General features: G+C 65.8%; 28 protein-coding genes and 1 rRNA gene (1 of these 29 only partly in view). 16 read left to right on the top strand and 13 right to left on the bottom strand.

Annotated elements, in window-relative coordinates; genetic code table 11:
* Window positions 1-1,369 (bottom strand): 23S ribosomal RNA (locus VF168_06400) (its annotated part extends 1,355 nt beyond the left edge of the window); the annotation flags it as partial.
* A gap of 317 nt (window positions 1,370-1,686) precedes the next feature.
* Between VF168_06400 and VF168_06395 the strand changes: the two genes are divergently transcribed.
* Both VF168_06395 and VF168_06390 read left to right on the top strand, forming a co-directional pair.
* Complete coding sequence (locus VF168_06395; protein ID HEX7003798.1) at window positions 1,687-2,130, top strand: methylglyoxal synthase; 444 nt, start codon at window positions 1,687-1,689, stop codon at window positions 2,128-2,130.
* The gene (locus VF168_06390; protein HEX7003797.1) at window positions 2,127-2,378 is read left to right on the top strand and encodes a hypothetical protein; all 252 of its coding nucleotides are present in this window, start codon (window positions 2,127-2,129) and stop codon (window positions 2,376-2,378) included. Before VF168_06395 ends, VF168_06390 begins: the two co-directional genes overlap by 4 nt.
* 55 nt (window positions 2,379-2,433) lie before the next feature.
* Here the strand turns inward: VF168_06390 and VF168_06385 are convergent, their stop codons facing one another.
* Both VF168_06385 and VF168_06380 read right to left on the bottom strand, forming a co-directional pair.
* Window positions 2,434-2,703, bottom strand: coding sequence for a hypothetical protein (locus VF168_06385; protein ID HEX7003796.1), 270 nt, complete (start codon window positions 2,701-2,703; stop codon window positions 2,434-2,436).
* A 76-nt stretch (window positions 2,704-2,779) separates the two neighbouring features.
* On the bottom strand, window positions 2,780-3,214 hold the full coding sequence (locus VF168_06380) for an OsmC family protein (protein ID HEX7003795.1): 435 nt from the start codon (window positions 3,212-3,214) through the stop codon (window positions 2,780-2,782).
* A 110-nt stretch (window positions 3,215-3,324) separates the two neighbouring features.
* Here VF168_06380 and VF168_06375 point away from each other — a divergent pair, with 110 nt between their 5' ends.
* The 3 genes from VF168_06375 (at window position 3,325) to VF168_06365 (ending at window position 4,657) form a co-directional block, all read left to right on the top strand.
* On the top strand, window positions 3,325-3,522 hold the full coding sequence (locus VF168_06375) for a DUF2795 domain-containing protein (GenBank protein ID HEX7003794.1): 198 nt from the start codon (window positions 3,325-3,327) through the stop codon (window positions 3,520-3,522).
* Window positions 3,523-3,584: 62 nt separating this feature from the next.
* The gene (locus VF168_06370) at window positions 3,585-4,199 is read left to right on the top strand and encodes a 5-formyltetrahydrofolate cyclo-ligase (GenBank protein HEX7003793.1); all 615 of its coding nucleotides are present in this window, start codon (window positions 3,585-3,587) and stop codon (window positions 4,197-4,199) included.
* Between the two features lie 65 nt (window positions 4,200-4,264).
* Complete coding sequence (locus VF168_06365; protein HEX7003792.1) at window positions 4,265-4,657, top strand: VOC family protein; 393 nt, start codon at window positions 4,265-4,267, stop codon at window positions 4,655-4,657.
* Between the two features lie 105 nt (window positions 4,658-4,762).
* On the opposite strand, the gene VF168_06360 is transcribed toward VF168_06365, so the two are convergent.
* From VF168_06360 to VF168_06335, 6 genes are read right to left on the bottom strand one after another with little or no spacing between them, the layout of a single operon-like run.
* Window positions 4,763-5,635: a carbohydrate ABC transporter permease gene (locus VF168_06360; protein HEX7003791.1), complete on the bottom strand. Its 873-nt coding sequence runs from the start codon at window positions 5,633-5,635 to the stop codon at window positions 4,763-4,765.
* Window positions 5,635-6,603 carry a sugar ABC transporter permease gene (locus VF168_06355; protein HEX7003790.1) on the bottom strand — a complete coding sequence of 323 codons (969 nt, stop codon included), beginning with the start codon at window positions 6,601-6,603 and terminating at the stop codon, window positions 5,635-5,637. Before VF168_06355 ends, VF168_06360 begins: the two co-directional genes overlap by 1 nt.
* Window positions 6,604-6,626: 23 nt before the next feature.
* Window positions 6,627-7,892, bottom strand: coding sequence for an extracellular solute-binding protein (locus VF168_06350; GenBank protein HEX7003789.1), 1,266 nt, complete (start codon window positions 7,890-7,892; stop codon window positions 6,627-6,629).
* A 3-nt stretch (window positions 7,893-7,895) separates the two neighbouring features.
* Window positions 7,896-9,350, bottom strand: a complete 1,455-nt coding sequence (locus VF168_06345) for an argininosuccinate lyase (GenBank protein HEX7003788.1) — start codon at window positions 9,348-9,350, stop codon at window positions 7,896-7,898.
* 34 nt (window positions 9,351-9,384) lie between these two features.
* Complete coding sequence (locus VF168_06340) at window positions 9,385-10,308, bottom strand: amidohydrolase family protein (protein HEX7003787.1); 924 nt, start codon at window positions 10,306-10,308, stop codon at window positions 9,385-9,387.
* Between the two features lie 54 nt (window positions 10,309-10,362).
* Complete coding sequence (locus tag VF168_06335) at window positions 10,363-11,727, bottom strand: MFS transporter (GenBank protein HEX7003786.1); 1,365 nt, start codon at window positions 11,725-11,727, stop codon at window positions 10,363-10,365.
* A 71-nt stretch (window positions 11,728-11,798) separates the two neighbouring features.
* On the opposite strand from VF168_06335, the gene VF168_06330 reads away from it, so the two are divergent.
* Genes VF168_06330 through VF168_06320 form a run of 3 tightly spaced genes read left to right on the top strand, consistent with a single transcriptional unit; the run spans window position 11,799 to window position 13,809 of the window.
* Complete coding sequence (locus VF168_06330; protein ID HEX7003785.1) at window positions 11,799-12,317, top strand: sigma-70 family RNA polymerase sigma factor; 519 nt, start codon at window positions 11,799-11,801, stop codon at window positions 12,315-12,317.
* 28 nt (window positions 12,318-12,345) lie between these two features.
* Entirely contained in the window at window positions 12,346-13,002 is a 657-nt protein-coding gene (locus VF168_06325; GenBank protein ID HEX7003784.1) for an anti-sigma factor, read from the top strand.
* A gap of 48 nt (window positions 13,003-13,050) precedes the next feature.
* Window positions 13,051-13,809, top strand: a complete 759-nt coding sequence (locus VF168_06320; protein HEX7003783.1) for a hypothetical protein — start codon at window positions 13,051-13,053, stop codon at window positions 13,807-13,809.
* A 72-nt stretch (window positions 13,810-13,881) separates the two neighbouring features.
* Here the strand turns inward: VF168_06320 and VF168_06315 are convergent, their stop codons facing one another.
* Genes VF168_06315 through hisA form a run of 3 tightly spaced genes read right to left on the bottom strand, consistent with a single transcriptional unit; the run spans window position 13,882 to window position 15,857 of the window.
* On the bottom strand, window positions 13,882-14,292 hold the full coding sequence (locus VF168_06315) for a thioesterase family protein (GenBank protein ID HEX7003782.1): 411 nt from the start codon (window positions 14,290-14,292) through the stop codon (window positions 13,882-13,884).
* Window positions 14,293-14,320: 28 nt separating this feature from the next.
* A complete protein-coding gene (gene mutM, locus VF168_06310) occupies window positions 14,321-15,205 on the bottom strand; it encodes a bifunctional DNA-formamidopyrimidine glycosylase/DNA-(apurinic or apyrimidinic site) lyase (protein HEX7003781.1) in 885 nt (294 codons plus the stop codon).
* Window positions 15,144-15,857 carry a 1-(5-phosphoribosyl)-5-[(5-phosphoribosylamino)methylideneamino]imidazole-4-carboxamide isomerase gene (hisA, locus tag VF168_06305; GenBank protein ID HEX7003780.1) on the bottom strand — a complete coding sequence of 238 codons (714 nt, stop codon included), beginning with the start codon at window positions 15,855-15,857 and terminating at the stop codon, window positions 15,144-15,146. Before hisA ends, mutM begins: the two co-directional genes overlap by 62 nt.
* Window positions 15,858-16,037: 180 nt before the next feature.
* Between hisA and VF168_06300 the strand changes: the two genes are divergently transcribed.
* The 8 genes from VF168_06300 to VF168_06265 all read left to right on the top strand — a co-directional run bounded on the left by VF168_06300 (window position 16,038) and on the right by VF168_06265 (window position 21,747).
* Window positions 16,038-16,610: a YceD family protein gene (locus VF168_06300; protein HEX7003779.1), complete on the top strand. Its 573-nt coding sequence runs from the start codon at window positions 16,038-16,040 to the stop codon at window positions 16,608-16,610.
* 6 nt (window positions 16,611-16,616) lie between these two features.
* Window positions 16,617-16,802: a 50S ribosomal protein L32 gene (gene rpmF, locus VF168_06295; GenBank protein HEX7003778.1), complete on the top strand. Its 186-nt coding sequence runs from the start codon at window positions 16,617-16,619 to the stop codon at window positions 16,800-16,802.
* A 21-nt stretch (window positions 16,803-16,823) separates the two neighbouring features.
* Window positions 16,824-17,885 carry a beta-ketoacyl-ACP synthase III gene (locus VF168_06290; GenBank protein ID HEX7003777.1) on the top strand — a complete coding sequence of 354 codons (1,062 nt, stop codon included), beginning with the start codon at window positions 16,824-16,826 and terminating at the stop codon, window positions 17,883-17,885.
* The gene (fabD, locus tag VF168_06285) at window positions 17,882-18,811 is read left to right on the top strand and encodes an ACP S-malonyltransferase (GenBank protein ID HEX7003776.1); all 930 of its coding nucleotides are present in this window, start codon (window positions 17,882-17,884) and stop codon (window positions 18,809-18,811) included. Before VF168_06290 ends, fabD begins: the two co-directional genes overlap by 4 nt.
* Window positions 18,812-18,845: 34 nt before the next feature.
* Entirely contained in the window at window positions 18,846-19,601 is a 756-nt protein-coding gene (gene fabG, locus VF168_06280) for a 3-oxoacyl-[acyl-carrier-protein] reductase (protein ID HEX7003775.1), read from the top strand.
* Window positions 19,602-19,726: 125 nt separating this feature from the next.
* Entirely contained in the window at window positions 19,727-19,966 is a 240-nt protein-coding gene (gene acpP / locus VF168_06275) for an acyl carrier protein (protein HEX7003774.1), read from the top strand.
* Window positions 19,967-20,040: 74 nt separating this feature from the next.
* Window positions 20,041-21,270: a beta-ketoacyl-ACP synthase II gene (gene fabF, locus VF168_06270; GenBank protein HEX7003773.1), complete on the top strand. Its 1,230-nt coding sequence runs from the start codon at window positions 20,041-20,043 to the stop codon at window positions 21,268-21,270.
* Between the two features lie 132 nt (window positions 21,271-21,402).
* Window positions 21,403-21,747 (top strand): tRNA-binding protein, encoded by a 345-nt coding sequence (locus VF168_06265; GenBank protein HEX7003772.1) that lies wholly within the window; start codon window positions 21,403-21,405, stop codon window positions 21,745-21,747.
* Window positions 21,748-21,879: 132 nt separating this feature from the next.
* On the opposite strand, the gene VF168_06260 is transcribed toward VF168_06265, so the two are convergent.
* Complete coding sequence (locus VF168_06260) at window positions 21,880-23,655, bottom strand: S8 family serine peptidase (protein HEX7003771.1); 1,776 nt, start codon at window positions 23,653-23,655, stop codon at window positions 21,880-21,882.
* Window positions 23,656-23,710 lie beyond the last annotated feature (55 nt).

Here is a 23,710-nt window from a genome sequence, read left to right as displayed (position 1 = left end):
CAGGAACCCTTAGGCTTTCGGCGGAAGGGATTCTCACCCTTCTTATCGTTACTCATTCCTGCATTCGCACTTCCGATACCTCCACCACTCCTTACGGTATGGCTTCAACGGCCTACGGAACGCTCCCCTACCCCTGACACCCATAGGGTGCCAAGCCGCGGTTTCGGTGGGTAACTTAGCCCCGATCATCTTCGGCGCGAAGACGCTCGACTAGTGAGCTATTACGCACTCTTTAAAGGAATGGCTGCTTCTAAGCCAACCTCCTAGCTGTCAGTGCGTCTTCACATCCTTCACCACTCAGTCACCACTTAAGGACCTTAACCGGCGGTCTGGGTTGTTTCCCTCTCGTCCATGAAAGTTAGCTCCCACAGACTGACTCCCGGGGTATAACCCACTGGCCTTCAGAGTTTGACAGGGTTTGGTAAGCTGGTAAGCCCCCTAGCCCAATCAGTGCTTTACAACCAGTGGTAAACCCCCGAGGCTAGCCCTAAAGCTATTTCGGGGAGAACCAGCTATCTCCGGATTCGGTTAGCTTTTCACTCCTAACCACAGCTCATCCCAAGAGTTTTAAACCTCAACGGGTTCGGTCCTCCACTCCCTGTTACGGGAGCTTCAACCTGGCCATGGCTAGCTCATCCGGTTTCGGGTCTACTAAGCGCACCTCAGTCGCCCAGTTAGGACTCGCTTTCGCTACGCCTCCACCTCACGGCTTAGACTCGATGCACCCAATAAGTCGCAGGATCATGCTTCAAGAGGCACGCCACCACCCCAGGCCCGAAGACCCATGGGGCTGTGACTGCTTGTAAGCGCACGGTTTCAGGAACTATTTCACTCCCCTCACGGGGTGCTTTTCACCTTTCCCTCACGGTACTGGTACACTATCGGTCAGTCGGAATATTTAGCCTTACGGGGTGGTCCCCGCAGATTCACGCGAGATTCCACGTGGCTCGCGCTACTCAGGAACCAACCAAGACCACACTCGCCTTTCGCCTACGGGACTATCACCCACTCCGGTAACACCATTCCAAGTGTTTTCGACTAGACGAGCACAGGCCCCAAACGGTTGGCCCTACAACCCCCACACCACAAGAGTGCAGGTTTAGGCTACTCCCAGTTCGTTCGCCACTACTACGGGAATCGAGGTTTCTTTCTCTTCCTCCAGGTACTAAGATGTTTCAATTCCCTGGGTTCCCTCCCAACACCTATGAATTCAGTGCAGGGTACGCGCGGTTCACACGCGTGGGTTCCCCCATTCGGACACCCCCGGATCACAGCTTGCTTCCAACTCCCCGAGGCTTATCGCAGGTAGCCACGTCCTTCATCGGTTCGACTGCCAAGGCATCCACCATGCGCCCTTAACAACTTAACCAAAACAAAACCAGCCCCAACCCCGAAAAGAAAGGGACCAGTCAAAAAACAATGCGACACGAGAAACTACTCGACCTGCGCAACCCCACACCGAACACCAGAAGGCGTCCAGCACGAGAAATCGCGCAATGCCTTGTTGCCAATTACTTGGCTCGCCACCTGTCAACGTACACGCCCCTCTTGCGAGCGGCAAAAGCAAGTGTATACCCATGGCGGAAGAGGTGTCAAGCTGAGTAGAACCGCCCCCTGCAGGGAGAAAACCGCCCGCTAAGGCGGCCGAAACTGCACCTCTTCGCCGAACGTGCAAGACTTGAGTCCATGGAGGCCGGGACCGTCGAGTCGACAAAGTCAGTTGCTCTCATCGCCCATGATAAGAAGAAGCTGGATCTCGCCATCTTCGCCAAGGACCATGCCGACATCCTCGGCCGATTCCCACTGATCGCGACCAGCACTACCGGGAAGGTGTTGAGCGAGAAGGCGCGGCTGCCGGTCGAGCGACTACAGTCCGGCCCCCAGGGAGGGGACCTCCAGGTGGGGGCGCGGATCGCCGACGGGCGGGTGCTGGCCGTGATCTTCTTCCGCGACCCGCTCACGTCGCAACCCCACGAGCCGGACGTCTCCGCGCTCCTGCGGATCTGCGACGTTCACGACGTACCGCTCGCCACCAACCTGGGCAGTGCCGAGGCGATAGTGGCCTGGCTGGAGGAGCAGCTCGAGGAGTCCTCGGCAACTCTCACTACCGAAACGAGGAACGACCGATGAACGACGAGATGATCGAAGCGTTCTTGCGTGAGATGCGACAGAACCACGGCGAGGAGATCGCGTCGGTGGATCTGCCTGAAGGCACGGAGGAGTACGTGCAGGGGAGGATCGCCGCGGGAGACGCCGAAACGATCCTCTTCATGCTCAAGCTCGGCTACCTGATGGGGGTGCAGACCGGTTTCGCGGCCGGGCAGGCTGGCGAGGCGTTCGCGACGACGATCACCGTCCCAGGACCGCTGGAGGCCTGAACAGAACCGTTCGGTCAGCAGCCGGGCCGCCCGATGGACCGGGACAGCCTACTGCTCAGCCCTGTTCGTCCCCACCCCGCTCCGTGCTCCGGTCCTGACGTCCGGGCTGGTCCTCGTTGGGAGTGCCTCGCCCGTGCTCGCGACGTTTCTGGCCCCGGCCCGGATCGTCGGGCAGCTTCGTGTTCTCGTCGTCCGGCCGCTCGGGACGCTCGGGGACGCCAGCGGGCCCCTCGTCCTCGGCATCGTCGAGCGGCGGTGTCCGCGGTTCGGGCATCTCTGTCGGATCGGGTAGCGGTGTCTGGCCGGGTGAACGGTAGTCGCTCATCTGCCCCCCTCTCGGCAACAGCCTCGGCGCTGAGTACCCCATGGGACCAGCGGCCACACCACGTTCGGGCCTTCGCCTACTTCGCTCCTACCTCCGCATCCTCGTGCTCCAGCACCACCTCGTACTCCATCTGCGCCTTCAGCGACGAGGCCACCGAGCAGTACTTGTTCATCCCCAGGTCTACGAACCGTTCGGCCATCGACCGCTCTAGCCCGGGCGCGTCGAAGATGTGCCGGGCTCTGATGCGGGTGTAGTAGGAGGGCGTTCCGTCGGCCCGCTCCCCTTCGAGCTCGATCCTGTAGGAGCGGAGTTCCAGGCGCCGCTTGCGGATCATCTCGACGATGTCGATGGCGGCGCACGCACCCACGGCGTTGAGCACCAGCTGCATGGGCCGCATGCCGGTGCGTGCCTCTTCCTCGCCGTCGATCATCACCCTCAGACCATCGGGGTCGATCCCCACGAACCGCTTGCCTGCGAGCCGATGAACGACGGTCCTCTGCGTCTTGGCCATGCCTCAGATTATCGGAAGGCGCCCCTCGCTCAGGCGCGAGGCAGAACAGGTTCGCCGCTACTGACCGGTCGACCGCCCGGGACAACTCTTTGAGTCATAGGAGGAGAACCGTGGCGAACGAGCAGAACAGGCCCAACCCCACCCAGGTCCAGAAGTTCCTCGGGGGCATGGATTACCCCGCCGACAAGGAGAAGGTGATCGAGCACGCCAAGGGACAGAACGCGCCGGACGACATCATCCGCATGCTGCAACAGCTCAAGGAGCGGAAGTACGAGGGCCCGACCGGGATCATCGACGACCTGTACTGAGCCTCGTTCCTGACCGGCACCGGCGCGCGGGCGACTTCGCGCCGGTGCCTTAGCATGGACGAGTGACCCGGTCGGCGCCCGATCTACAACGCCCCCCAGCACAGGCGCGCAAGGAGGAGTGGCGCAGCTGGGCCAGGGCGCAGCGTGCATCGGTCGACCCGCTGGCGTCGGGACGCGCCATAGCCGAGGGACTCCTGCGGTCCCCCCTCTTCGCGCAGGCTCGCCACATCCTCACCTACCTTGCCTTCGGCGGCGAGCCGGACCTGGCTCCTCTGTTGGACGCTCCCGAGAAGACCTTCTACACGACACGGACCGCCGAAAGTCCGGCGGCAGGCGATCTCCCTGGCCTTACCCTGCACCGACTCGACCCGCGCGACCTGGAGCGTCACCGCTTCGGCTTCCTCCAGCCCTCGCCACTGGCTCCTCCGGTTCCCGGCGAACGGATAGACCTCGTCCTGGTGCCCGGCCTCGCCTTCGACACGTCGGGTAACAGGCTGGGCTTCGGTATGGGCTACTACGACCGGCTGCTGGCGACCCTGGCTGAAGACGCGCCGCGGATCGGCGTCACCACCTCGGCGCTGGTAGTACCGCGGTTGCCGGCCGAAGAACACGACGTGAGGATGACCCACCTCGCCACCGAAGTGGGGCTCGTCCCTGTCTCCGATGGCACGGAGTGAAGCGGGCGCCGGGCAGGCGCGGTTCGTGATCTGATCGTCACCGCGGTGACGGAGAGGAGAGGGAGATGACCGATGACCTTTCGCGACTCGTGAACGTCCGCTACATGGTGGACGACGTCGATGCGGCAGTCGACTTCTATACCAGGCATCTGGGTTTCACACTGAGGATGAGCGCCGCCCCCGCGTTCGCCGACGTCGTGCGCGGTAATCTCCGCCTGCTGCTGAGCGGTCCAGCCAGTTCGGGCGGGCGACCGATGCCGGACGGGACGGTACCGAAGCCTGGCGGGTGGAACCGCATCAACCTGACCGTCCACGACATCGCTGCCGAGGTGGAACGCCTTCGCGCCGCCGGCGTCACCTTCCGGAACGAGATCGTCGTAGGTCCGGGCGGTCAGCAGATCCTGGTGGAAGACCCGGCCGGGAACGTGGTCGAGCTCTTCCAACCGGCCGATCGATGACGGTCGGCAACGGCTGAGGCAGCTTCGCTAGTCGGTGCCCGAGTCAGCGTTCTCGGCCCATCAGGAAGACGTTCGGCTCTCCCGTCGCGATCCCGCGGCGGCACCCTACCCTTTGGTGCCGGTGAGCACCACGCCTTCGATGATCTGCCGCTGGAAGATGAAGAACACCAGCAGGATAGGGACTATCGCCAGCGCGGAGGCGGCCATGATCAGGTGCCACGCAGTACCCGCCTCGTTCGAGAAGAACGCCATCCCCACCGGGACGGTGCGCATATCGGGCGAACGGGCGATGATCAGAGGCCAGAGGAAGGCGTTCCAGTTGCCGATGAAGGTGAAGATCCCCAGGGCCGCGAGGCCCGGGCGCACCAACGGCAGGCCGATCCGCCAGAAGAGGCCGAACTCGCTCACCCCGTCCACCCGCCCGGCGTCGAACAGGTCGCGCGGCAGCGTGGTGAAGAACTGGCGCATGAGGAACACCCCGAACGCCGGTATCAGCCCCGGGAAGAGCAGCCCCCAGTAGCTGTTAACCCAGCCGAACTGCGACGACATCACGAACCAGGGGATTACCAGCATCTCGGTAGGGATCATCAGCGTCGAGAGGATGAGGAGGAATATCGCGTTACGGCCGGGAAAACGCAAGCGGGTGAGGGTATAGCCCACCAGGGCACAGAAGAAGAGGACCGAGAGCGTCGTCAGGCCGGCGACGATCAGGCTGTTGAGGAACCAGCGCGGGAATTCCGTGCCGGTGAGCACCTCCCGGTAGTTGTCGAGGCTCCAACTCGTCGGGAAGAGGGTGAGCTGGAAGATCTCCCGCAGCTCCTTGAACGACGACAGGATCATCCAGAGGAACGGGAAGAACATGATCACGCTGCCCAGCAGCAGGAGGGCGTAGGAGAGGATAGTGCCCACTCGGGGCGTCCTCGTCCGGCTCCCCGACGCCGCTGCCGAGCGGCTCGACCGGAGGGTCGGAGCCGCCATCAGTACTCGACCTTGCGCGAGGCGAGCCGCAGCTGCACGACGGTGACCACCAGGATCAGCAGGAAGAGGACGACGGTGACGGCCGCCGCGTAGCCCATGCGGAAGCGGCCGAACGCCTCCTGGTACATATAGAGAGCGATCGTCAGGGTGCTGTCGAGGGGACCGCCCTGGTTGGTGAAGTTGATGTTCACGACCTGATCGAAGAGCTGCAGCGAGGCTATCGAGGAGATGACGATCGAGAACACCATCACCGGGTTGAGCAGCGGCAGCGTGATGTGACGGAAGAGGGCCCACGCTCCGGCGCCGTCGATGCGTGCCGCTTCGTAGAAGGTGCGGGGGATACCCTGCAGCCCCGCGAGGAAGATAACGACCTGGAAGCCCAGGTGCTGCCAGATAACGACGGCCGCGACCGATGGCAGTGCCTGCGAAGGGTCGGTGAGGAACGGCTGGGGAGGGATCGCCAGCCAGGGAAGGCCGAGGTTCTCCCAGAAGATGCTCCACTCGATGAGGAAGGTATTGATGATGCCGAAGTTCACCGAGTACATCCAGCCCCAGACCCAGGCGACGGCCGCCGCCGGAGTCATGTAGGGGGAGAAGTAGACGGCGCGGAAGAAGGGGCGGAAGCGGTCGACCGACTGCAGCAGCAGTGCGATCGCCAGCCCCAGCGCCAGTTGGACCGGCACGATGATGACGGTATAGAGGAGCGTGTTGAGCAGTGCGCGGTGGAAGCGCGACTCGCTCAGCAGCTCCCGGTAGTAGTCGAATCCGATGTACTCCCGCTGGGCCGGATCGACGTGCCAGGTGAAGAGCGAAAGCTGGAACGACTGGAGCGCCGGCCAGATGCGGATGCCCAGGAAGAACACCAGCGGAACCGCCAGGAAGACGTAGGCCCAGATTAACTCCCGTTGTCCCAAGGAGAGTCGGGAGCGGCGGTGACGCCGCCGCTCCCTGTCCAGTGCGGTACTCAAGTCGCTACCTTCGTCCCGGCCCCCTAGCGGCTGAACTGATCGAGGAGAGCCTGGTCGGCCTGAGCGGCCTCTTCCCAGGCCACGGCCGGATCGACCCCTTCGAGGATTACACGGTCCATGGCGCGCACCATCAGGTCACGCTGGGCGGTCTCGTCGACGAAGCGGGTAGCGGTCGCGTAGGCGAGCGAGCGGATGAACGGACCGTAGACCGGATCGCTGGCCAGCTCGCTGTCGTCGACCATCGCCTGGCGCGCCGGCAGCTCGCCCACGACCTCGAGCCACAGCTCCATCGACTCCGGCTGGGTCACGAAGTCGAGGAACTTGGCTGCAGCTTCCAGGGTGCGCTCGTCTTCGAACGCATTCGGCGTGAGTCCGTTCATCCAGTAGGAGCCGAAATTAGCCTTCACCCCGCCCTCTTCCAGGACCGGCAGCTCGGCCACCCGCCAGTCGAACTGGGCGCCGTTCTCCACCGAGCCGATGGCGAACGATCCGTCGATGATCATGGCGATGTTCTCGAGCTGGATGAAGCCGTTCCGGTAGCCGTCGGTGCCCGGCACGAAGCTGGTCACGCCGATCTCATGCTCGGTCGCCCAGGAGGTATAGAACTCGAAGGCCGCCAGACCCTCGGGACTGTCGTAGAGCACCTCGGTCAGGTCCTCATTGTAGGGAGGAGTGCCGAACTGGCGGGTCAGTACCTCACGCACCAGGTGGTGGTCCTGACCGGTCGGAGCGAAGCCGTAGCCCACCCGGGTGAAGCGCGGACCGCGCTTCTCGGTGAGCGCCTTGGCGATCTCGATGAACTCATCCCAGGTCGCCGGCGGTTCTTCGTAGCCGGCTTCCCGCAGCATGTCGGCGTTGTAGAAGAGCGCCAGGGAACGGACCGCCGTGGGGAGGCCGTAGTACTGGCCGTTTATCTTGCCGGCCTGGGCCATCGGAACGAACACCTCGTCGAGCTCCGCGGTGTCGAAGTACTGCTCGGGCAACGGTTCGACGTAACCGGCGCGCTGCCAGGTGGGGAGCCAGCCGTAGAAGAGCTGGATCACATCGGGTCCCTGTCCAGCGGGCAGAGAAGCGGCCACCTGCTGCTGGTAGGCGTCGTAGGGGAAGGTCTCCTGACGCACTGTGATATCGGGGTTCTCGGCCTCGAAGCGCTCGATGAGCTGATCCATCGCGTCGATGCGGGTGGCGTAGTCGTACTGCCAGTAGACGATCTCGACCGGCTGCGCGAAGGCAGCGGCCATCACCAGCAGAGCTGCGGTGGCGAGTAGGGAACGAAGGAACTGGATCATCTTCTACTGCTCCCTTCGGCTGCTCAGGTCGTGGCGGACCGATCGCAGCCTGGTACGTATGCTCTCGATGAATTCGGAGCTTTCTTCCAGCTCCTCGGCGGTGTAGTTCAGCAATCGCGCGACCGCTCGAGGGGCGGGCCCTCCCAGCCCGCAGCGACGGGCGATGAAGGTCTTCGGATCTACGGCGGCCTCGAGCTGGGCCGGTTCGAGTCGGGGACCGCCCGCTTCGACGAGGTCGTCGGGGGAGGCGCTCGCCAGCGACTGACCCTTGCGGGGGAGTTCGACGACCAGGCGGCCCGTGATCCTGTGGGCTTCCTGGAAGCTCAGACCGAAGTCGCGGGTGAGCACGTCGGCCAGCTCCGTGGCGGTGGTGTCGGTCTCCCCGACGAGCCGCGCCAGCCGGTCACGCGCGAACTCCCCCTCCGCCACGCAGGCGCTCAGCAGGCCGATCCCGCCGTCGCACTGGAGGAACATCGTCACCAGCGCACCCTGGATGTCGGGACCGAAGTCGTTCAGGTCGGTGAAGGGGATGTTGTGGCTGGAGTAGAGCACCATCTGGGCGCTGCCCAGGGTGCGCGAGAAGCGGGTGCGGGCGTGCTCGAGCGAGACGGGGTTGCGCTTCTGCGGCATTATCGACGAGCCCTGCACCAGCGAATCGGGGAGCAGGAAGATACCGAACGACGCCCACTCGAGCAGGTCGCAGACGAAGCGCGAAAGGGTGAGCGAGAGGCTCTGCAGCGCGGTGGCGAACTCTACCTGCCAGTCGCTGGAAGCGACGGCGTCGTACGTGCTTCGCACCGCCCCGTCGAAGCCGAGCAGGCCGGCGGTGTACTCGCGGTCGAGCGTGAAGCTCGAGCCGGCCAGCGCTGCCGCACCAAGCGGACAGGTGTTGAGGCGGCCGTACGCCTGGCGCAGCCGCTGCGCCTCCCGGCCCAGCGCCTCCCCGACGGCGCCCAGGTAGTGACCGATAGTCGACGGCTGCCCCGGTTGGTGATGCGTCTGGGCGACGAAGACGGTCTCCAGGTTCGACTCGGCCTGCCGCAAGACCGCGCGGCGAAGCGCCAGCACGTGCTCCATGATGGTGAGGAGCAGTTCACGCGTCCGCATCTTGTAGACGGTCATGTCGAGGTCGTTGCGGGAGAGCCCCATCCGCAGGAACGACACCGGCGCCTCTCCAAGCCTCTCCTCCAGGGCGCGATTGAACGCGAAGTAGAGGTCGGGCACCTCCGGCGCGTAGGGCGGCAGCGGGAACTCGCGGAGTTCGAGGAGCGCCGCTTCGAGCCGTTCCAGTTCCTCCCGGTGATCGGTGACCAGCGACACGTCGAGCCTTGCGACGGTGCGGGCGTGGGCGGTCATGGCGTCCAGGAAGTAGTGCGCCAGGTGCTGGGTGGCGAAGCGGTAGTCGGGCATGAGGACGTTGTCCCGGTACGCCTGGTGCCACCTCTCGCCGGCACTCACTTCTCGCCCCCTACAGCTCGCGCTGCCCGGTCCACTACGGGTCCAGCCCCAGAAGCCTGGCGGCGTTGCCGCCGAAGATCAACCTGACCTCCTCCTCGGGGAAGTTGAGGTGGTAGCAGACCCGCAACTGATCCTGGAGGTAACGCTGCGAGAAGCCGCGCGGGAAGTAGCTCGAGTCGCTCCCGAAGAGCACCCGTTCCGGTCCGATCGTCTGGTACGCCTTGGCGAAGAGGTCCTCGAGGGTGAGCTCGTACGGCATCCAGCGGATCCACTGGTTGGACCCGGAGGTGTCGACGTTGATGTTCGGGAGGCTCCAGCAGAGGGCCAGGAGTTCCTGCCAGTAGCCGGCGCCGAAGTGGGGGATGATGAAGGGGATCTCGGGGAAGTCGCGGGCAACTTCGAAGAGCGAGAGGGGGCTCATCCGAGGGTGCTGCACGACCCCGCCGCCTCTGCCCAGGAAGCCGAAGTGGATGAGCACGGGCAGTGACCGTTCAGCGCAGAACTCCCATACGCCGCGCAACTGCGGATCCTCGAACGGGTACTCGGTCGCCGGACCGAGCAGCTTGTAGCCCCTCAGACCCAGTTCGTCGACGGCGCGCCTCAGTTCTTCCGCGGCGCCGGGACGCAACGGGTGGTGAGCGAACCCGCTGAACCTGCTCGGATACTTCTCCACCAGACCCGCCAGCCGGTCGTTTCCCCCGCCGCTCACGAAGTTGACCAGCCGTAGTCCGTAACGGTCCACCTCGCCGGCCCAGCGCTCGAGCGCGGCGTCCACCTCGTCGTCGGTCTTCGCCAGCGGTTCGGCGGGGGCGGTGTCCCACTCGCTCCGCATCCGCTCGCCCCGCTCGCTGGCGTACTTCGCCAGCAGGGGATGAGAGGCCCTTGAGCGCTCCAGCCCCATCGTGTTCTCGATCGGGAAGTGTGTGTGGATGTCGATGACGTCCAGGTGATCGTACACTCGAGTCCTTCTTTTCGGCCGGCGAGGGTGCACCGGTTCTGCCCAGATGCTACCTCATGCCCGCCAGAAGAATCCCGCCATCCGCCAACCGTGGCGCATCTGCCGGAGCAGGTCGCGGGTGCGCCAGGAGTTGCTCTCCCGGACCCGTCTGAGCAACCGCCACGCCTGCGAGCGGGCCAGGCCCGAGAGGGCGAAGAGGCCGTAGTAGGGGGAGAGGGGGATGTCGAAAAGGGTGGCGCCGGCGAGGGGTTGCATCAGGAGGAGCAGCGGCCCCGAAAGGACGCCGCCGACGAATCCGGCCCCACCGCTGCAGAGCGCGTACATGGCGAAGTAGCTGGTGCGCTGACCCCTCGGGGCGCTGGTGATCGCGAGATTGAAGATCGCGGGTCCGATGGCGCCCCATGCGATCGCGTCGAACACCGCGCTGATCCAGATGAAGTAGGTGCGCCCGGTGACGCCGGCCAGGATCCAGCAGACCTGGAGGGCGGTGCCGGCGATGAAGGTGCCTATGGCCAGCACCGACTTGTTCCCTACCTGGTCGGCTATCCGGCCCCAGACGATGGTCGTACCCAAGGCGGTGGAGGCCGCTATGGCGCTCCAGATCGCTATCTGCGTGAAGGTCAGCTGCAGTTCGTCGAGGTAGTAGGGGAAGACGAAAGGGGCAGAGAGGAAGACCGCGAACTGCCAGTAGACCGCGAACGAGAGGAAGCGGCGGAAGTTCTCGTCCCTCAGGGGTGTCCTCACGACCGCGAGAAGGCTCACGCGCTCTCTGACGGAGGGCGGGTCGAAGTGGATGAGGTAGAGCCCCACGCTAAGGAAGGAGCACACGACTCCGACGGCCAGCACTACCTGGAAGCCGATGGGCGCGGCGGCGTGGTCGAGGAACCAGCCGGCGCCAAGGTTGGCGAGCATGCCCACGACACCCACTACGCCCGTACGAGCCCCGAAGAAGCGCCCCCTGACGTTGTCAGGCACCACATCGCTCATCCAGGAGGCCCAGAGCGTGCTGTTGGCCGCCTGGAAGACGCTCGACACGAGCACGAGCAGGACCATGAAGGTGGGTTCGGCGCCGGCGGGGAGCCCTAACGCGGGGAGCACGGCGGCGAGTATCCAGAGGCCGCGGGCGAAGATGGCGTTGAGCACGACCAGCAGCCTGCGGCGCCCCAGCACGGCCGCCAGCCAGGCGGCGAGGGGGGCCATCGCCTGCGCGAGCAGCGGGACGCTAGCCACGAGGCCCAGGTGCGTAGGGGATGCGCCGAGGTGCAGCATGTAGCCGATGAGCACGCTTCCCGACGTCCAGTTGAGGAAGACCTGCATGACCGAGCCCTCGACGAATGAGGCTCGCATCGTGCGCCTGACTTCGGGCGCTAAAGGCTGTTCAGCGGTGGCAGGGGGGTGAGCGTCGCGGATATCCGCCATGCGCTCACAGTCTACTTCCGTGTAGGGGAGAGCGCGACGCCGGACGCTCGGATGTGCTGGAATCTAGCTAGATGGACACCGAGTCCGAGCTGATGCTCCGCCTCGCCGAGGGGGACGAGAGCGCTCTTGGTCGTCTCTACGAGCGGCTGAGCGGCAACGTCTTCTCCCTGGCGCTCCACATGGTGGGGAACCGGGAGGACGCCGAAGAGGTTTTGCAGGACAGCTTCGTCAATCTCTACCGCAGCGCTCGCCGCTTCGACCCGTCGCTCGGTTCGGTACGCGCCTACGCCTACACCATCGCCCGCAATCAGGCGCGGATGAAGTTACGCAGCCGCAAGAGCCGGCCGGTGACGCAACCGATCGAGGAGCGGGAGGCGGTGACGCAACCATCCGACGGCGCGGCCGCCGTCGCGCTCAACGGGGCGCTCTCACGCCTCGAGAGCGATGAGGTGAGGCTCCTGGAAGCGACCTTCTTCGACGGCTTCAGTCACAGCGAGCTCGCCGAACGTACAGGCCTGCCGTTGGGCACGCTCAAGAGCAGGATCCGACGCGCGCTCCTGAAGTTGCGCGGCATCATGGGGGAGTCGTGAGGATCCTCGTGACAGCTGGGGTGGTCCGGTGAGCCGGCCTCGGGAACTCCTCACCGACTACGCCCGAGGAGCGTTGCCGGATGCCGACGCGGTCCGACTCGAGGAGCACCTGCGGACCTGTCCCGCCTGCCGAGCGGAGATACGCGACGTGCGCGAGGGATTCGTCGAGCTGGTGGAGGGCCTTCCGCCGGTAGCGGCGCCGGCTGGTGCCTGGAACGGAATAGTGGACCGCGTGCGCCGCCAGAAGTCGCATCTGGGGCAGAGGATCGCCTGGGGTCTTGCTGCGTCGCTCGTCGTCCTGGCCGCCCTCGGTTTCTGGGGCTTCCAGGTCCTCCAGGGAGCGGCTCAGGCCGACCTCGAAGCCCGTACCGTGGCTCGCTGGCTGTCCCGGGAGGACGTGACCAGGGTGAGCCTCGGGATCTACCCCTCGGGAGGCTTCGGCAGCGTGCTCGTGCTGCCCGACGGCCGCACTCTCTTCATCCTCGACGACGGACCGGGGCGCGGCAAGAGCTACCAGGCGTGGGGGCACAGCGACGGCGAGACGGTCTCGTTGGGGACCTTCCGGCGCCCGATCTTCGAAACCGACACCAGCGGGTTCGAGTCGGTGGAGGTGAGCCTGGAACCGCGCGGGGGGAGCCCGCTGCCGACCCATCCGCTCGGCCGCGCCGAACTGCCCGAACTGTAGCTGAATCCACACTCGCCTCACCTGCATATCTAGAGGTGGAGGTGTCGGATGAAGCATTTCCTAAGAGTGGGCGCCATCGCCCTCGTCTCCCTGCTCACCTGCAACGCCCTCGCCCAAGCGGCCGACCCGGCGGTGCAGATCCGCTTCGACCCAACCCTCGGTCACTTCCTGACCGGGCCCAACGGGATGACGTTGTACGTCTTCAGCAACGACGCCCCAGGGCAGAGCAACTGCTACGAGCAGTGCGCCATCAACTGGCCGCCGCTGCTCGCAGGCGAAGGCGATCCGGTAGTCGCTCCGCTCGCGATCCCGGGCGAGTTCGGCGTCACCGAGCGGAACGACGGTTCACGCCAGGTCACCTACAACGGCTGGCCCCTCTACTACTGGATCCGTGATCAGAACGTAGGCGATACGACCGGCCAGGCGGTCGGCGGCGTCTGGTGGGTGGCCAACCTGAACCCGGTGGTCCAGGTGACGCAGCACCCTGAACTGGGCGAGATCCTGGTGGGCCCCACCGGGATGACCCTGTACACCTTCGCGCGCGACGAGCAGGACGTGAGCAACTGTTCGGGCGGCTGCGCCACCAACTGGCCGCCGCTCGTCGGAGGCTTCGACACGGCCGCCGGCCTCACTCCCATGGGCGGTGAAGGGGTCAGCGGTGAACTGGGATTGATCGAGCGAAGCGACGGCACGGGGATGCAGGTCACCTACAACGGTGAACCGCTCTACTACTGGATCCGGGACCACAACCCCGGTGACGCCACGGGCCACGAGGTCGGGGACGTCTGGTTCGTGGTCGCTCCCTAGCCTGCAGACCCTGCGACGATCGAGCCGCCCGGTCGCCCGGGCGGCGTTCTCTTGCCTGGCTCGCGAGGACACTCAGTCGAAACCGAGTGCCGATCGCACCGCAGCGGGGATCTCCACCGGCTTCTGCCGCTGGTAGTCGAACGCGACTATCACCGTCTCCGCCTGAGCGACGACCTGTCCGTCGGAGAGGACTTCCTGCTCGAGGGTCATCGAGGTGCGACCGATGCGCGCCACTTCGGTCGTCACCTGAGCACTCGCCCCGTAGAGCAGTTGGCGACGGAAGTCGATGGCCATGCGGGCGAGGATGATGCCGCCGGCCTCTCCGCCCGGCCGCTCCAGGGTCGCGCCGAGCCGGTCGCGGAAGAAAGCCAGCCTGGCAGACTCGATGTAGGTGGCGAAGGCGGCGTTGTTCACGTGGCCGAACATGTCCGTGTCTCCGAAGCGCACCTCGACCGGAGTGATATGGATCGTCCTTACGCTCATTCCCGAAGGATAACCGGCGCCTTATCCGTTATTTCCGGCGCCGCCGCCTCTGGCAGCGGGAGCAGAAGTGGGTCGAGCGGCCGCCGATCACGGTCCTCGAGATCGGGGTGCCGCAGCGCCTGCACGGTTCCTCGGCGTGCCCGTAGACGGCCAGCTGCTCGAGAAAGGCACCGACCTCGCCGTTGACCGTCCGGTAGTCGTTGAGGGTGGTCCCCTGGGCCGCGACGCTCGCTTCGAGAACGGTTCTGATCGCCTCGTGCAGCTCCTGGGCCTTGGCCCTCGAGACGAGCTGGGCCGGTGTCTCGGGATGGACCCGGGCGAGCCAGAGCGCCTCGTCGGCGTAGATGTTGCCCACTCCCGCCACCGGCTTCTGCGAGAGCAGGTAGGTCTTCACCGGCACCGACGATCGCAGCAGGGCCTGGTGGAACCCGCGGGCCGTGAACTCGTCCGAGAGAGGCTCGGGTCCCATCGCATCGAGGGTCGGCAGCAACCGGTAGTCGCCGGCGGGAACGACGAGGAACCTTCCGAAGCGCCGCACGTCGCGGAAGTAGAGGGTGGGCATGGGCCCCTGGTCCAGTTCGAGACGCACCCGCAGGTGGTCGGCGGGAGGGCAGTGGCTGATCACTCCGGTCATCCCGAGGTGCACGACGAGCTCCTCTGCCGGGGCGGCCCCGGCCCGCGACAGGGGCATGATGATGAACTTGCCCCGCCTTCCTACTCGCACTATCCGCTGTCCGGTCGCCCGTTCCAGTCGGGCGTACTTAGGCCCGGGAACCGCCTCGACGAGTTCGACTCGGAGGATCGTCCTGCCCGTCAGCCACGGCTCGAGCTCACGACGGACGGTTTCGACCTCAGGCAGTTCTGGGATAGCTGATCCTCCCCTCGTAGAGGGCCCGCCCCACGATCGCCCCATCCAGCCCGAGGTCCTCGTACAGGTCGAGGTCAGCGTCACCGGCTACGCCGCCGCCGGCAACCAGAGTGTGAGGGAAGGCAGACCTCATCATCCGGACCGGCTCAGGGTCGACGCCTTGCATGGTCCCGTCCCGTGACACGTCGGTATATATTAGGTGCCGGACTCCGAGCGCGCTCATCTGCCTGGCCAGTTCGCCGGCGTGCGTCTCGGTCGTCTCGGCCCACCCCCTGACGGCCACCTGGGTTCCGCGTGCGTCTATCGACACCGCGACCCTCTGAGCCCCGGCCCGCTCGACCAGTTCGGCGACCAGTTCGGGCTCCCGTTGAGCGGCGGTGCCGAGGATCACGCGGTCGACGTGCTCGAGCCATCCGAGGGCGCTGGCCAGCGTGCGGATGCCTCCGCCCAGTTCGATCCTGGCGCCTACGTCGCTGGCTATCCGCCGGATCGTTTCGCCGTTGTCCCCTCTGCCAAGAGCCGCGTCGAGGTCGACGAGGTGGAGCCAGGCTGCGCCCAGGCCGGCCCAGTGACGGGCCGCTTCGAGCGGGTCGTCGAAGTAGACGGTCTCGCGTTCCGGGTCGCCTTCGAAGAGGCGGACCGCCCTCCCCTGTTGGATGTCGACGGCGGGGATCAGTTCGAAATCAGAGGTGGGCACGGCGGAGCGAGTATACAGCCCGGCGCCGGCTCTACTCCGCATCCCGAGGCTGCCGCCAGGTGCCGGGGCCGAAGAGTGAGGGCACGGGCCGCAGGCGCTCCCCGATGGGCGAAAATCGCGATGCCAATCGGTATTCCTTCGCCTTGACAGACCCCCAGGCCCTACCTATACTCTCAAGGGATGTCGTCTCGGAACGAGGCCGCAACGGGGTCTGTCGACCACACGGCCATACTCAACCTTTCCAGTCTGCTCACTCACGACCTCTCCACCGGAGGGGAGGTCGAGGGCGAGGGTGAATTCATGCCCAGCGCCGATTGGCATTCGGACGAGGTCAGTTTCGAGGAACCACTCGAGTACAGCATCAGTGTCCGCAGTACCGGTGGGGACGACTTCATCGTTCAGGGCGAGGTGTCGGGCGAAGCGATGCTGCCGTGCCGGCGCTGCCTCGAGGCGGTTCGGGTGGAGTCTCGCTCGAACTTCCTCTACCCGATGAAATATCGTCCAGCCAAACCGGAGCTGGAGATGGTATTCGATGATGAGGAGGACGAGGTGCTCATGTTCGGACGGCCGGAGGTCGACTTCGCCGAGATGATCACCGAGATCTTCACCGTCGACCTTCCACTCGCCGTCGAGCATCCGGAAGGCGTCCCGTGCGAGCCTCTCGCCGAGCGGTACGCACAGGAGCAGCCCGTCAGCAGATCACCGTCGCCGTTCGCGTCCCTCGAGGATTTCGACGTCGAGCCAAAGGAGTAGTACCAGATGGCCAAGCACCCCGTACCCAAGAAGCGCACCTCTGCCGCCCGGCGCGACAAGAGGCGCAGCCACCACGCCCTCACTGCCCCCACCCTGGTCGAGTGCCCGCAGTGCAAGAGCATGAAGCCGAGCCACGTCGTGTGCCCCGAGTGCGGCTACTACAAGGACCGTCAGGTCCTCCCGGAGGCCTAGGCAGAGGGCTGCAGCCGACAAGTGAGAGAAACCGGGCCGCGTGCCGGCATCACCGCCTTAGGTGCATACGCACCGCCGAAGGTACTGACCAACCAGGACCTCGAAGCCTTCATGGATACCACCGATGAGTGGATCCGCACCCGAACGGGGATCCGGCGCCGGCACGTAGCGGCCGACGACGAGTTCACCAGCGATCTGGCGATCAGGGCCGTCGAGGACCTGGTAGCGCGGCACGGACCTGTGGCACTCGGCGGCGTCGACATGGTGATCGTCGCGACGAATACCCCTGATGCCCTCTTCCCCGCCACCGCCGCCCTCGTCCAGAACCGCTTCGGCCTCAAGGCCGGCGCCTTCGACCTGCTCGCCGCCTGCACCGGCTGGCTCTACGCCGTTTCGGTAGGCAAGGCCTACGTCGAATCGGGCCAGTGCCGGAAGGTGCTGGCGATCGGGGCCGAGGCGCTCACCAAGCTCGTCGACTGGGACGACCGGTCGACGGCCGTGCTCTTCGGCGACGGCGCAGGCGCGGCGATCATCGAGGAGGTTCCCGCACCTTACGGGATCAAGTCGATGACGCTCGGTGCGGACGGATCCGGCGCCCCCCACCTCCACATGCGTTCTGTTGGCCGCTGCCTGCCGGGGGGCGAGCCGCTCACCGACAAGCTGAAGATGAACGGCCGCGAGGTCTTCAAGTTCGCCGTGCGGGTGATGAACACGGCCACGGTGGAGGCACTCGAGCTGGCCGGGGTGGCGAGCGATGACATCAGCCTGTTCGTCCCGCACCAGGCGAACCTTCGCATCATCGAGGCCGCCCGCGAGAGGCTTGCGCTCGAAGAGGACCGGGTGGTGGTGACCGTTGACGAGTATGGCAACAACTCGACCGCTTCGATCCCCCTGGCCATCAAGCACGCCCTCGACGGGGGGCGCATATCAGACGGCGACAACCTCCTCCTCGTCTCGTTCGGGGCCGGACTCACCTGGGGCGCGAGCGTGATCACCTGGTACAACGGCGCCGCCGGTATGGCGCGAGCTACTGCCGCGACCGCCGAGGAGGAAGAGGCCGTCGCTTCGCCGGTGGCGACGTGAGCCCCTCGGAGGGCGGTTACCTGGCCGCGCTCTTCCCCGGCCAGAACTCGCAGACGGTGGGCATGGCACGGGAACTCTACGAGTCGAGCGGCGCCGCCAAGGCGGTCCTCGACCAAGCCGAAGCGGCTCTGCCGGGACTCCTGGAGATCATGTGGGACGGCCCCGAGGAGCGACTCAAACTGACCGCCAACCAGCAGCCGGCGCTCGTCGCTGCCGGCGTAGCCGCCTACGCGGCCTGGCACGAGGCGGGCGGCGAGGAACCCAGCTTCGGGGCGGGTCACAGCCTGGGCGAGTTCACGGCTCTGGTCGTGGCCGGGTCGCTCCCGCTCGGTGACGCCGTGCAGCTCGTCCGCAAGCGCGGCGAGTACATGCAGGAGGCGGTTGCGGAGGGTGCTGGAGCGATGGCCGCCATCCTCAAGGCCGACACGGAGTTCATCCGCGAGGTGTGCCGCGAGACCGAGGGCGTGGTCGAGGTTGCCAACTTCAACGCCCCGGGCCAGACCGTCATCTCAGGCGAGGCACGAGCGGTCGAAGCGGCGTCGTCGCGACTCGCGGAACAGCGGGCGCGAGTGGTACCGCTGAAGGTCTCCGCACCCTTCCACTGCTCTCTGATGAAGCCGGCGGCAGACAGGCTGGCTCACGACCTGCGCGGTGTCGAGTTCGAGAAGCCCGCCTTCGGGGTGATAAGCAACGTTACCGCCGAACTGCACGACGATCCGGCGGCGATAGCCGGGCTGCTCGAGCGTCAGGTGACGTCGCCGGTCCGCTGGGTCGACACCCTCCGGAAGCTGCACGCCCTTGGCGTGCGCCGTTTCGTCGAGTTCGGAAGCGGAAAGGTACTCACCGGCCTCGTAGGCCGCACCCTCGAGGAGGTAACCGCCCGGGCGGTTACCGACCCCGCGTCGCTGCGCGAAGCGCTGGCTTGACCAACTTCTCGACACCATCATCGGAGGCGGCCGCATGACCGAAAGCACCAACAGCAAGCGCACTGTCCTCGTGACCGGTTCCAGCCGCGGTCTGGGCCGCGCGATGGCCCTCGAGTTCGGCTCACGGGGTCATCGCGTGGCTGTCCACTACGTCCGCTCGGACGGCCCCGCGCGGGAGGTCGCCGACGCCATCCGGTCGGCAGGTGGAGAGGCCGAGGTATTCGGTGCGAACGTAGCCGACCCGGAGGCTTGCCTCGACCTCGTCAAGGCCGTCGCGGAGAAATTGGGGCCGGTCGAGGTGCTGGTGAACAACGCCGGGATAACGCGCGACACCCTGGCGCTGCGCATGAAGGCAGACGATTGGCAGCAGGTGCTGGATACCAACCTGAGCTCGGCGTTCCACCTCTCCAAGGCCTCCCTTCGGGCCATGCTGCGCGCGGGGTACGGACGGATAGTCAACGTAGCCTCGGTCGTCGGGATGGTGGGCAACGTCGGCCAGGCCAACTACGTGGCAGCCAAGGCGGGCCTGATCGGGTTGACCAAGGCGCTGGCCCAGGAGTACGCCGGCAAGGGGATCACCGTGAACGCCGTCGCCCCCGGTTTCATCGAGTCGGACATGACCGCCGAACTCGCAGAGGAGCTCCGCGCCGGCTACCTCTCGCGCATCCCCGCGGGACGCTTCGGTTCGCCGGCTGAGGTGGCCAAGGTGGTCGCCTTCCTGGCCTCGGACGAGGCCTCCTACGTCAACGGCCAGACCCTGCCCGTAGACGGCGGAATGGTGATGCATTGATGGTAGATTGCGTGCGGCTCGCCCCCTGCTAGACTGGGGCGGTCGCGGCGCATGCTGATGGCTTTCGGGTCAGCGGTAAGGGCAGTCCGGAGACGGCGTCGGCCAACTGCAACGAGGAGGAATCAATGGACGAGCAGGCGATCCTGGAGAAGATCAAGGAAGTAGTAGCGGACAAGCTGGACAGCGACCCGAGCGAGGTGAACGAGCAGGCCTCGTTCGTCGACGATCTGGGCGCCGATTCGCTCGATGTCGTCGAGCTGATCATGGGACTCGAGGACGAGTTCGGCATCGAGATCAGCGACGAGGAGGCGGAAAACATCCGCACCGTCGGCGACGCTGTAACATTCATAAGCCAGAAGCAGTAACAGGAGTATTTTCTCTGGCTGGAAGGTAACGTCCTTCCGACCGGTTCTCGGGTCGGCGGGCATGGGAAGCTGAGATGAAGAGAGTAGTGGTAACCGGCCTCGGGCCCGTAACTCCCATAGGAGTCGGCGCGGAGGCCTTTCTAAGGGCTCAGCACGAGGCCTGCAACGGCATCGGACCCATAACGAGGTTCGATGCGAGCGACCTGACCGTCCGGATCGCCGGCGAGGTGGACGTAGACATCAGCGAATACGTCGACCGCAAGGAGTCGAAGCGCATCGATCGTTTCGTCCAACTCGCGCTGGTCGGCGCCGCTCTGGCCCTTGAGGACGCGGGTCTGAGCGAGGAAGACGTGGCCGGCGAACAGACCGGCACCTGCATCGGCAGCGGGATCGGCGGGCTCGAAACGTGGGAGCAGGAGTCCCGCTCGCGGTTCGAGAAGAACCCGATGCGGATGAGTCCCTTCTTCATCCCGAAGCTGATCGCCAACATGGCGAGCGGTCACGTGGCCATGCGTTACGGGCTGCTGGGGCCGTCCAGTACGGTAGTCACCGCCTGTGCCACCGGCGCCGGATCGATCGGCGACGCCTTCCGCATCATCCAACGCGGGGAGGCCGACATGATGGTCACCGGCGGCGCCGAGGCGTGCGTTACTCCCATGGGCATCGGCGGTTTCGCGGTGATGAAGGCGCTGTCGACGAGGAACGAGAGTCCGGAAACTGCCTCGCGCCCGTTCACCGCCTCCCGCGACGGCTTCGTCGCGGGCGAGGGAGCGGGAATCCTGATCCTCGAGGAGCTCGAGCATGCCAAGGCACGCGGCGCCAAGATCTACGCCGAGATAACCGGCTACGCCACCTCGAGCGACGCCCACCACATCACGGCGCCCGCGCCGGGAGGCACAGGCGCCGTGCGCTGCATGCGCTGGGCTCTCAAGTCGGCCGGCGTAGACAAGAGCGACATCGGCTACATCAACGCCCACGGCACCAGTACCCCCGCGAACGATCTCAACGAGACGATCGCCTTCAAGACGATCTGGGGCGACTCGAAGTCGGTGCCGCCCGTTTCCTCCACGAAATCCATGACTGGTCATACGCTTGGCGCTGCCGGCGGGATCGAGGCGATCGCCTCCATCCAGGCGATCGAGAGCGGGGTGCTTCCGCCCACGCGCAACTACATCGATCCCGACCCCGAACTCGACCTCGACTACATCCCGAACGAGGCTCGCGAGCAGAAGGTGGATTGCGTCCTCTCCACCAACTTCGCCTTCGGCGGGCAGAACGCGGCGCTGATCTTCAGGCGCTTCTGAGCTTCCGGAGGATGTCCGGGCGAGCTGACCAGCGAACGGCCTTCGGAACGCCAGGCTCCTGGAGCGGCGTCCGTTCACACCCCGTCGGTAGGCAGCCGCGACGATCGGCGTCGGATCGACCTGGAGCGCGCGATGAGTGACGAGTCGACGATCAGCTATGAAGAGTTCTCGAAGGTGGAGCTGCGGGCCGGCACCGTGGTGCGGGCAGAGGAGTTCCCGGCTGCGCGCAAGCCCGCCTATAAGATCTGGGTCGATTTCGGCGAACTGGGCGTGAGGCAGACGAGCGCCCAGGTGACGGAATTCTACCGGCCGGAGGAGCTGGTCGGACTTCGGGTCGTCGGGGTGGTGAACCTGCCACCTAAACGGATCGCCGGCTTCGAGTCGCAGTTCCTGCTCACCGGCTTCGATGCCGACGGCGGCGGGGTCGTACTCGCGCAGCCGGAGCGCGAAGTTCCGAACGGCAGCAGGCTCTACTGAGCCGCCACGATCCGGCCCCGTCGTGATCGCGACGGGGCCGGGCGAGCCAGGAACAGGGTAGATGAGGCCGGAGGGCGCCTCGGGTCGAGGCGGGAGATGCCCTCTACAGATCCTCCGCCGCTGCCGCCCCCACTAGCGGCGCGCCAGCCTCTCGCCGGTCGCCACGCCCTCGTAGCTGGTGGCGGCGTTGACGTAACCTCTGACGACGACCTGCCAGGTCCCGGCCACCGGATCCACGACCGTGGCCACCTCGGGGTCCGAGAGCGAGGCGCCCGAGGCCGCCTGAGCGCCGCTCGGGTCGTAGAGGTAGAGGTCGAGGTCCTCGGCCGCGACGGCCCACTCCACCGAGACGCTCAACGACTCGAGCCCCTCCGGCACCGACAACTCGAATACGTCCTCGGTCTGAACCAGGCAGGTGACGACCGGGCAGACGCCCAGCGGCACCTGGCCCGACCAGGAGGCCAACTCCTCGCTCGTCAGCTCGTACTTGTCACGGTTCGTCTTCACCGCCAGCCGAACCGCCTCGTAAGCATCGAGATACCCCGCCCCCACCTCGTGGACGGTTAGCGGCGCGCCGCTGGCATCGTACATGGGACGGGCTGTCTCCTGGAGGAGCGACAGGCCCTCCTCGAAGGTGAGCGACGGGTTGGCCTCCAGCATCAGGGCCAATGTTCCCGAGACGTGAGGAGTGGCCATCGATGTCCCGCTGATGGTGCTGTAGAAGGCATCGGGAACGTCGGGAGGCGTCACGGCCCCGGTCAGCGCCCGCGGAGCGGTGATGTCGACTCCCGGCGCGGTGATGTCCGGATGGTGGTACTCGTCGCCGGGCACCCCACGACTGCTGAAGTCGGCCAGCATCCCCTGCTTGTCGCCGGCCGCTACCGAGATGGCGCAAGGCGAGGCCGAGTAGGGATTGAGAGTGTCGAGGCCTGGCCCCTCGTTGCCGGCCGCGAACACGGTGAAGATCCCCAGATCGTAGGCTCGTTTGGTAGCCAGCGAGATCGGATTGTATGGATCGAACCTTCCCGTGGTGCCCCAGGAGTTGGAGATCACCCGGATGCCGTACTCCTCGCGGATGTCGGGTCGGAGGACGAAGTCGAACGCCTCGAGCGCGTAGAGGATGACGATCGCCTCCCCGGTGCCTACGCCCACGAGGGTGGCCCCGGGGGCCACACCCACGTAGCGCCCGTCCGAAGCGTTCCCCAGCCCGGCGATGGTGCCCGACACGTGAGTGCCGTGACCACTCGTGAGGTCGGTGTTGGCAGCGTCCACGTAGAGATAGCCTCCTACCGGCGTTTCGACGATAGAGCCGACGATCTTGACGTTGCGGCCGACGTTCTGGCCCACGACCAGATCGGGGTGGGTGGCGTCGATGCCGGAATCGATTACCGCTACGCCGACGCCGGCTCCCGAGAGCCCGAACGCGTCACGTGCGGTGTCGGCGCCTATGAAACCGACGCTCTCGTCGAGGAAGAAGGTGAGAGGCTCGTTGCCCCAGATCGAGAGGAGGCCCAGCGGCTCGAACTCCGCTCGGATCGACTCGACGAGCTCTCTAGTGACGAACGTTTCGACGACGACCATGGGAAGGTTCTCGAAGGCGCCCACTCCGTTGCCCAGGCCGAGTCCCAGTTCGGCCCCCATCCAGTCGATCGCCTTGGCCTTGACACCGTTCTCCACCGCGTCCTGAGCGAACGAGAGGATCAACTGGCCGACCTGACCGTACTCGATGTCGCTCGAAACCCGAGCCGTGGCGGGTGCGTCGGCGTACAGCGCCGAACACTCGCTCACCTCGCCGTTGCGCTGGAGACCCAACGTCTCGTCCGCCGCCGGCGACTGGCCGTAGTTGCTGCAGGCGGCCAGCACGAAGGCGACGATCGGCAGAATCAGGCCTAGTTGAAATCGGTGCACGATAGGACCCCTCCTGGTTCTCATCCGTGGGCCCCGCGGCCCCCCCGGTTGGAAA

This window comes from Trueperaceae bacterium (assembly GCA_036381595.1).
Taxonomy (GTDB): domain Bacteria; phylum Deinococcota; class Deinococci; order Deinococcales; family Trueperaceae; genus DASVCN01.
This window is presented reverse-complemented; position numbering and strand designations above follow the sequence as displayed.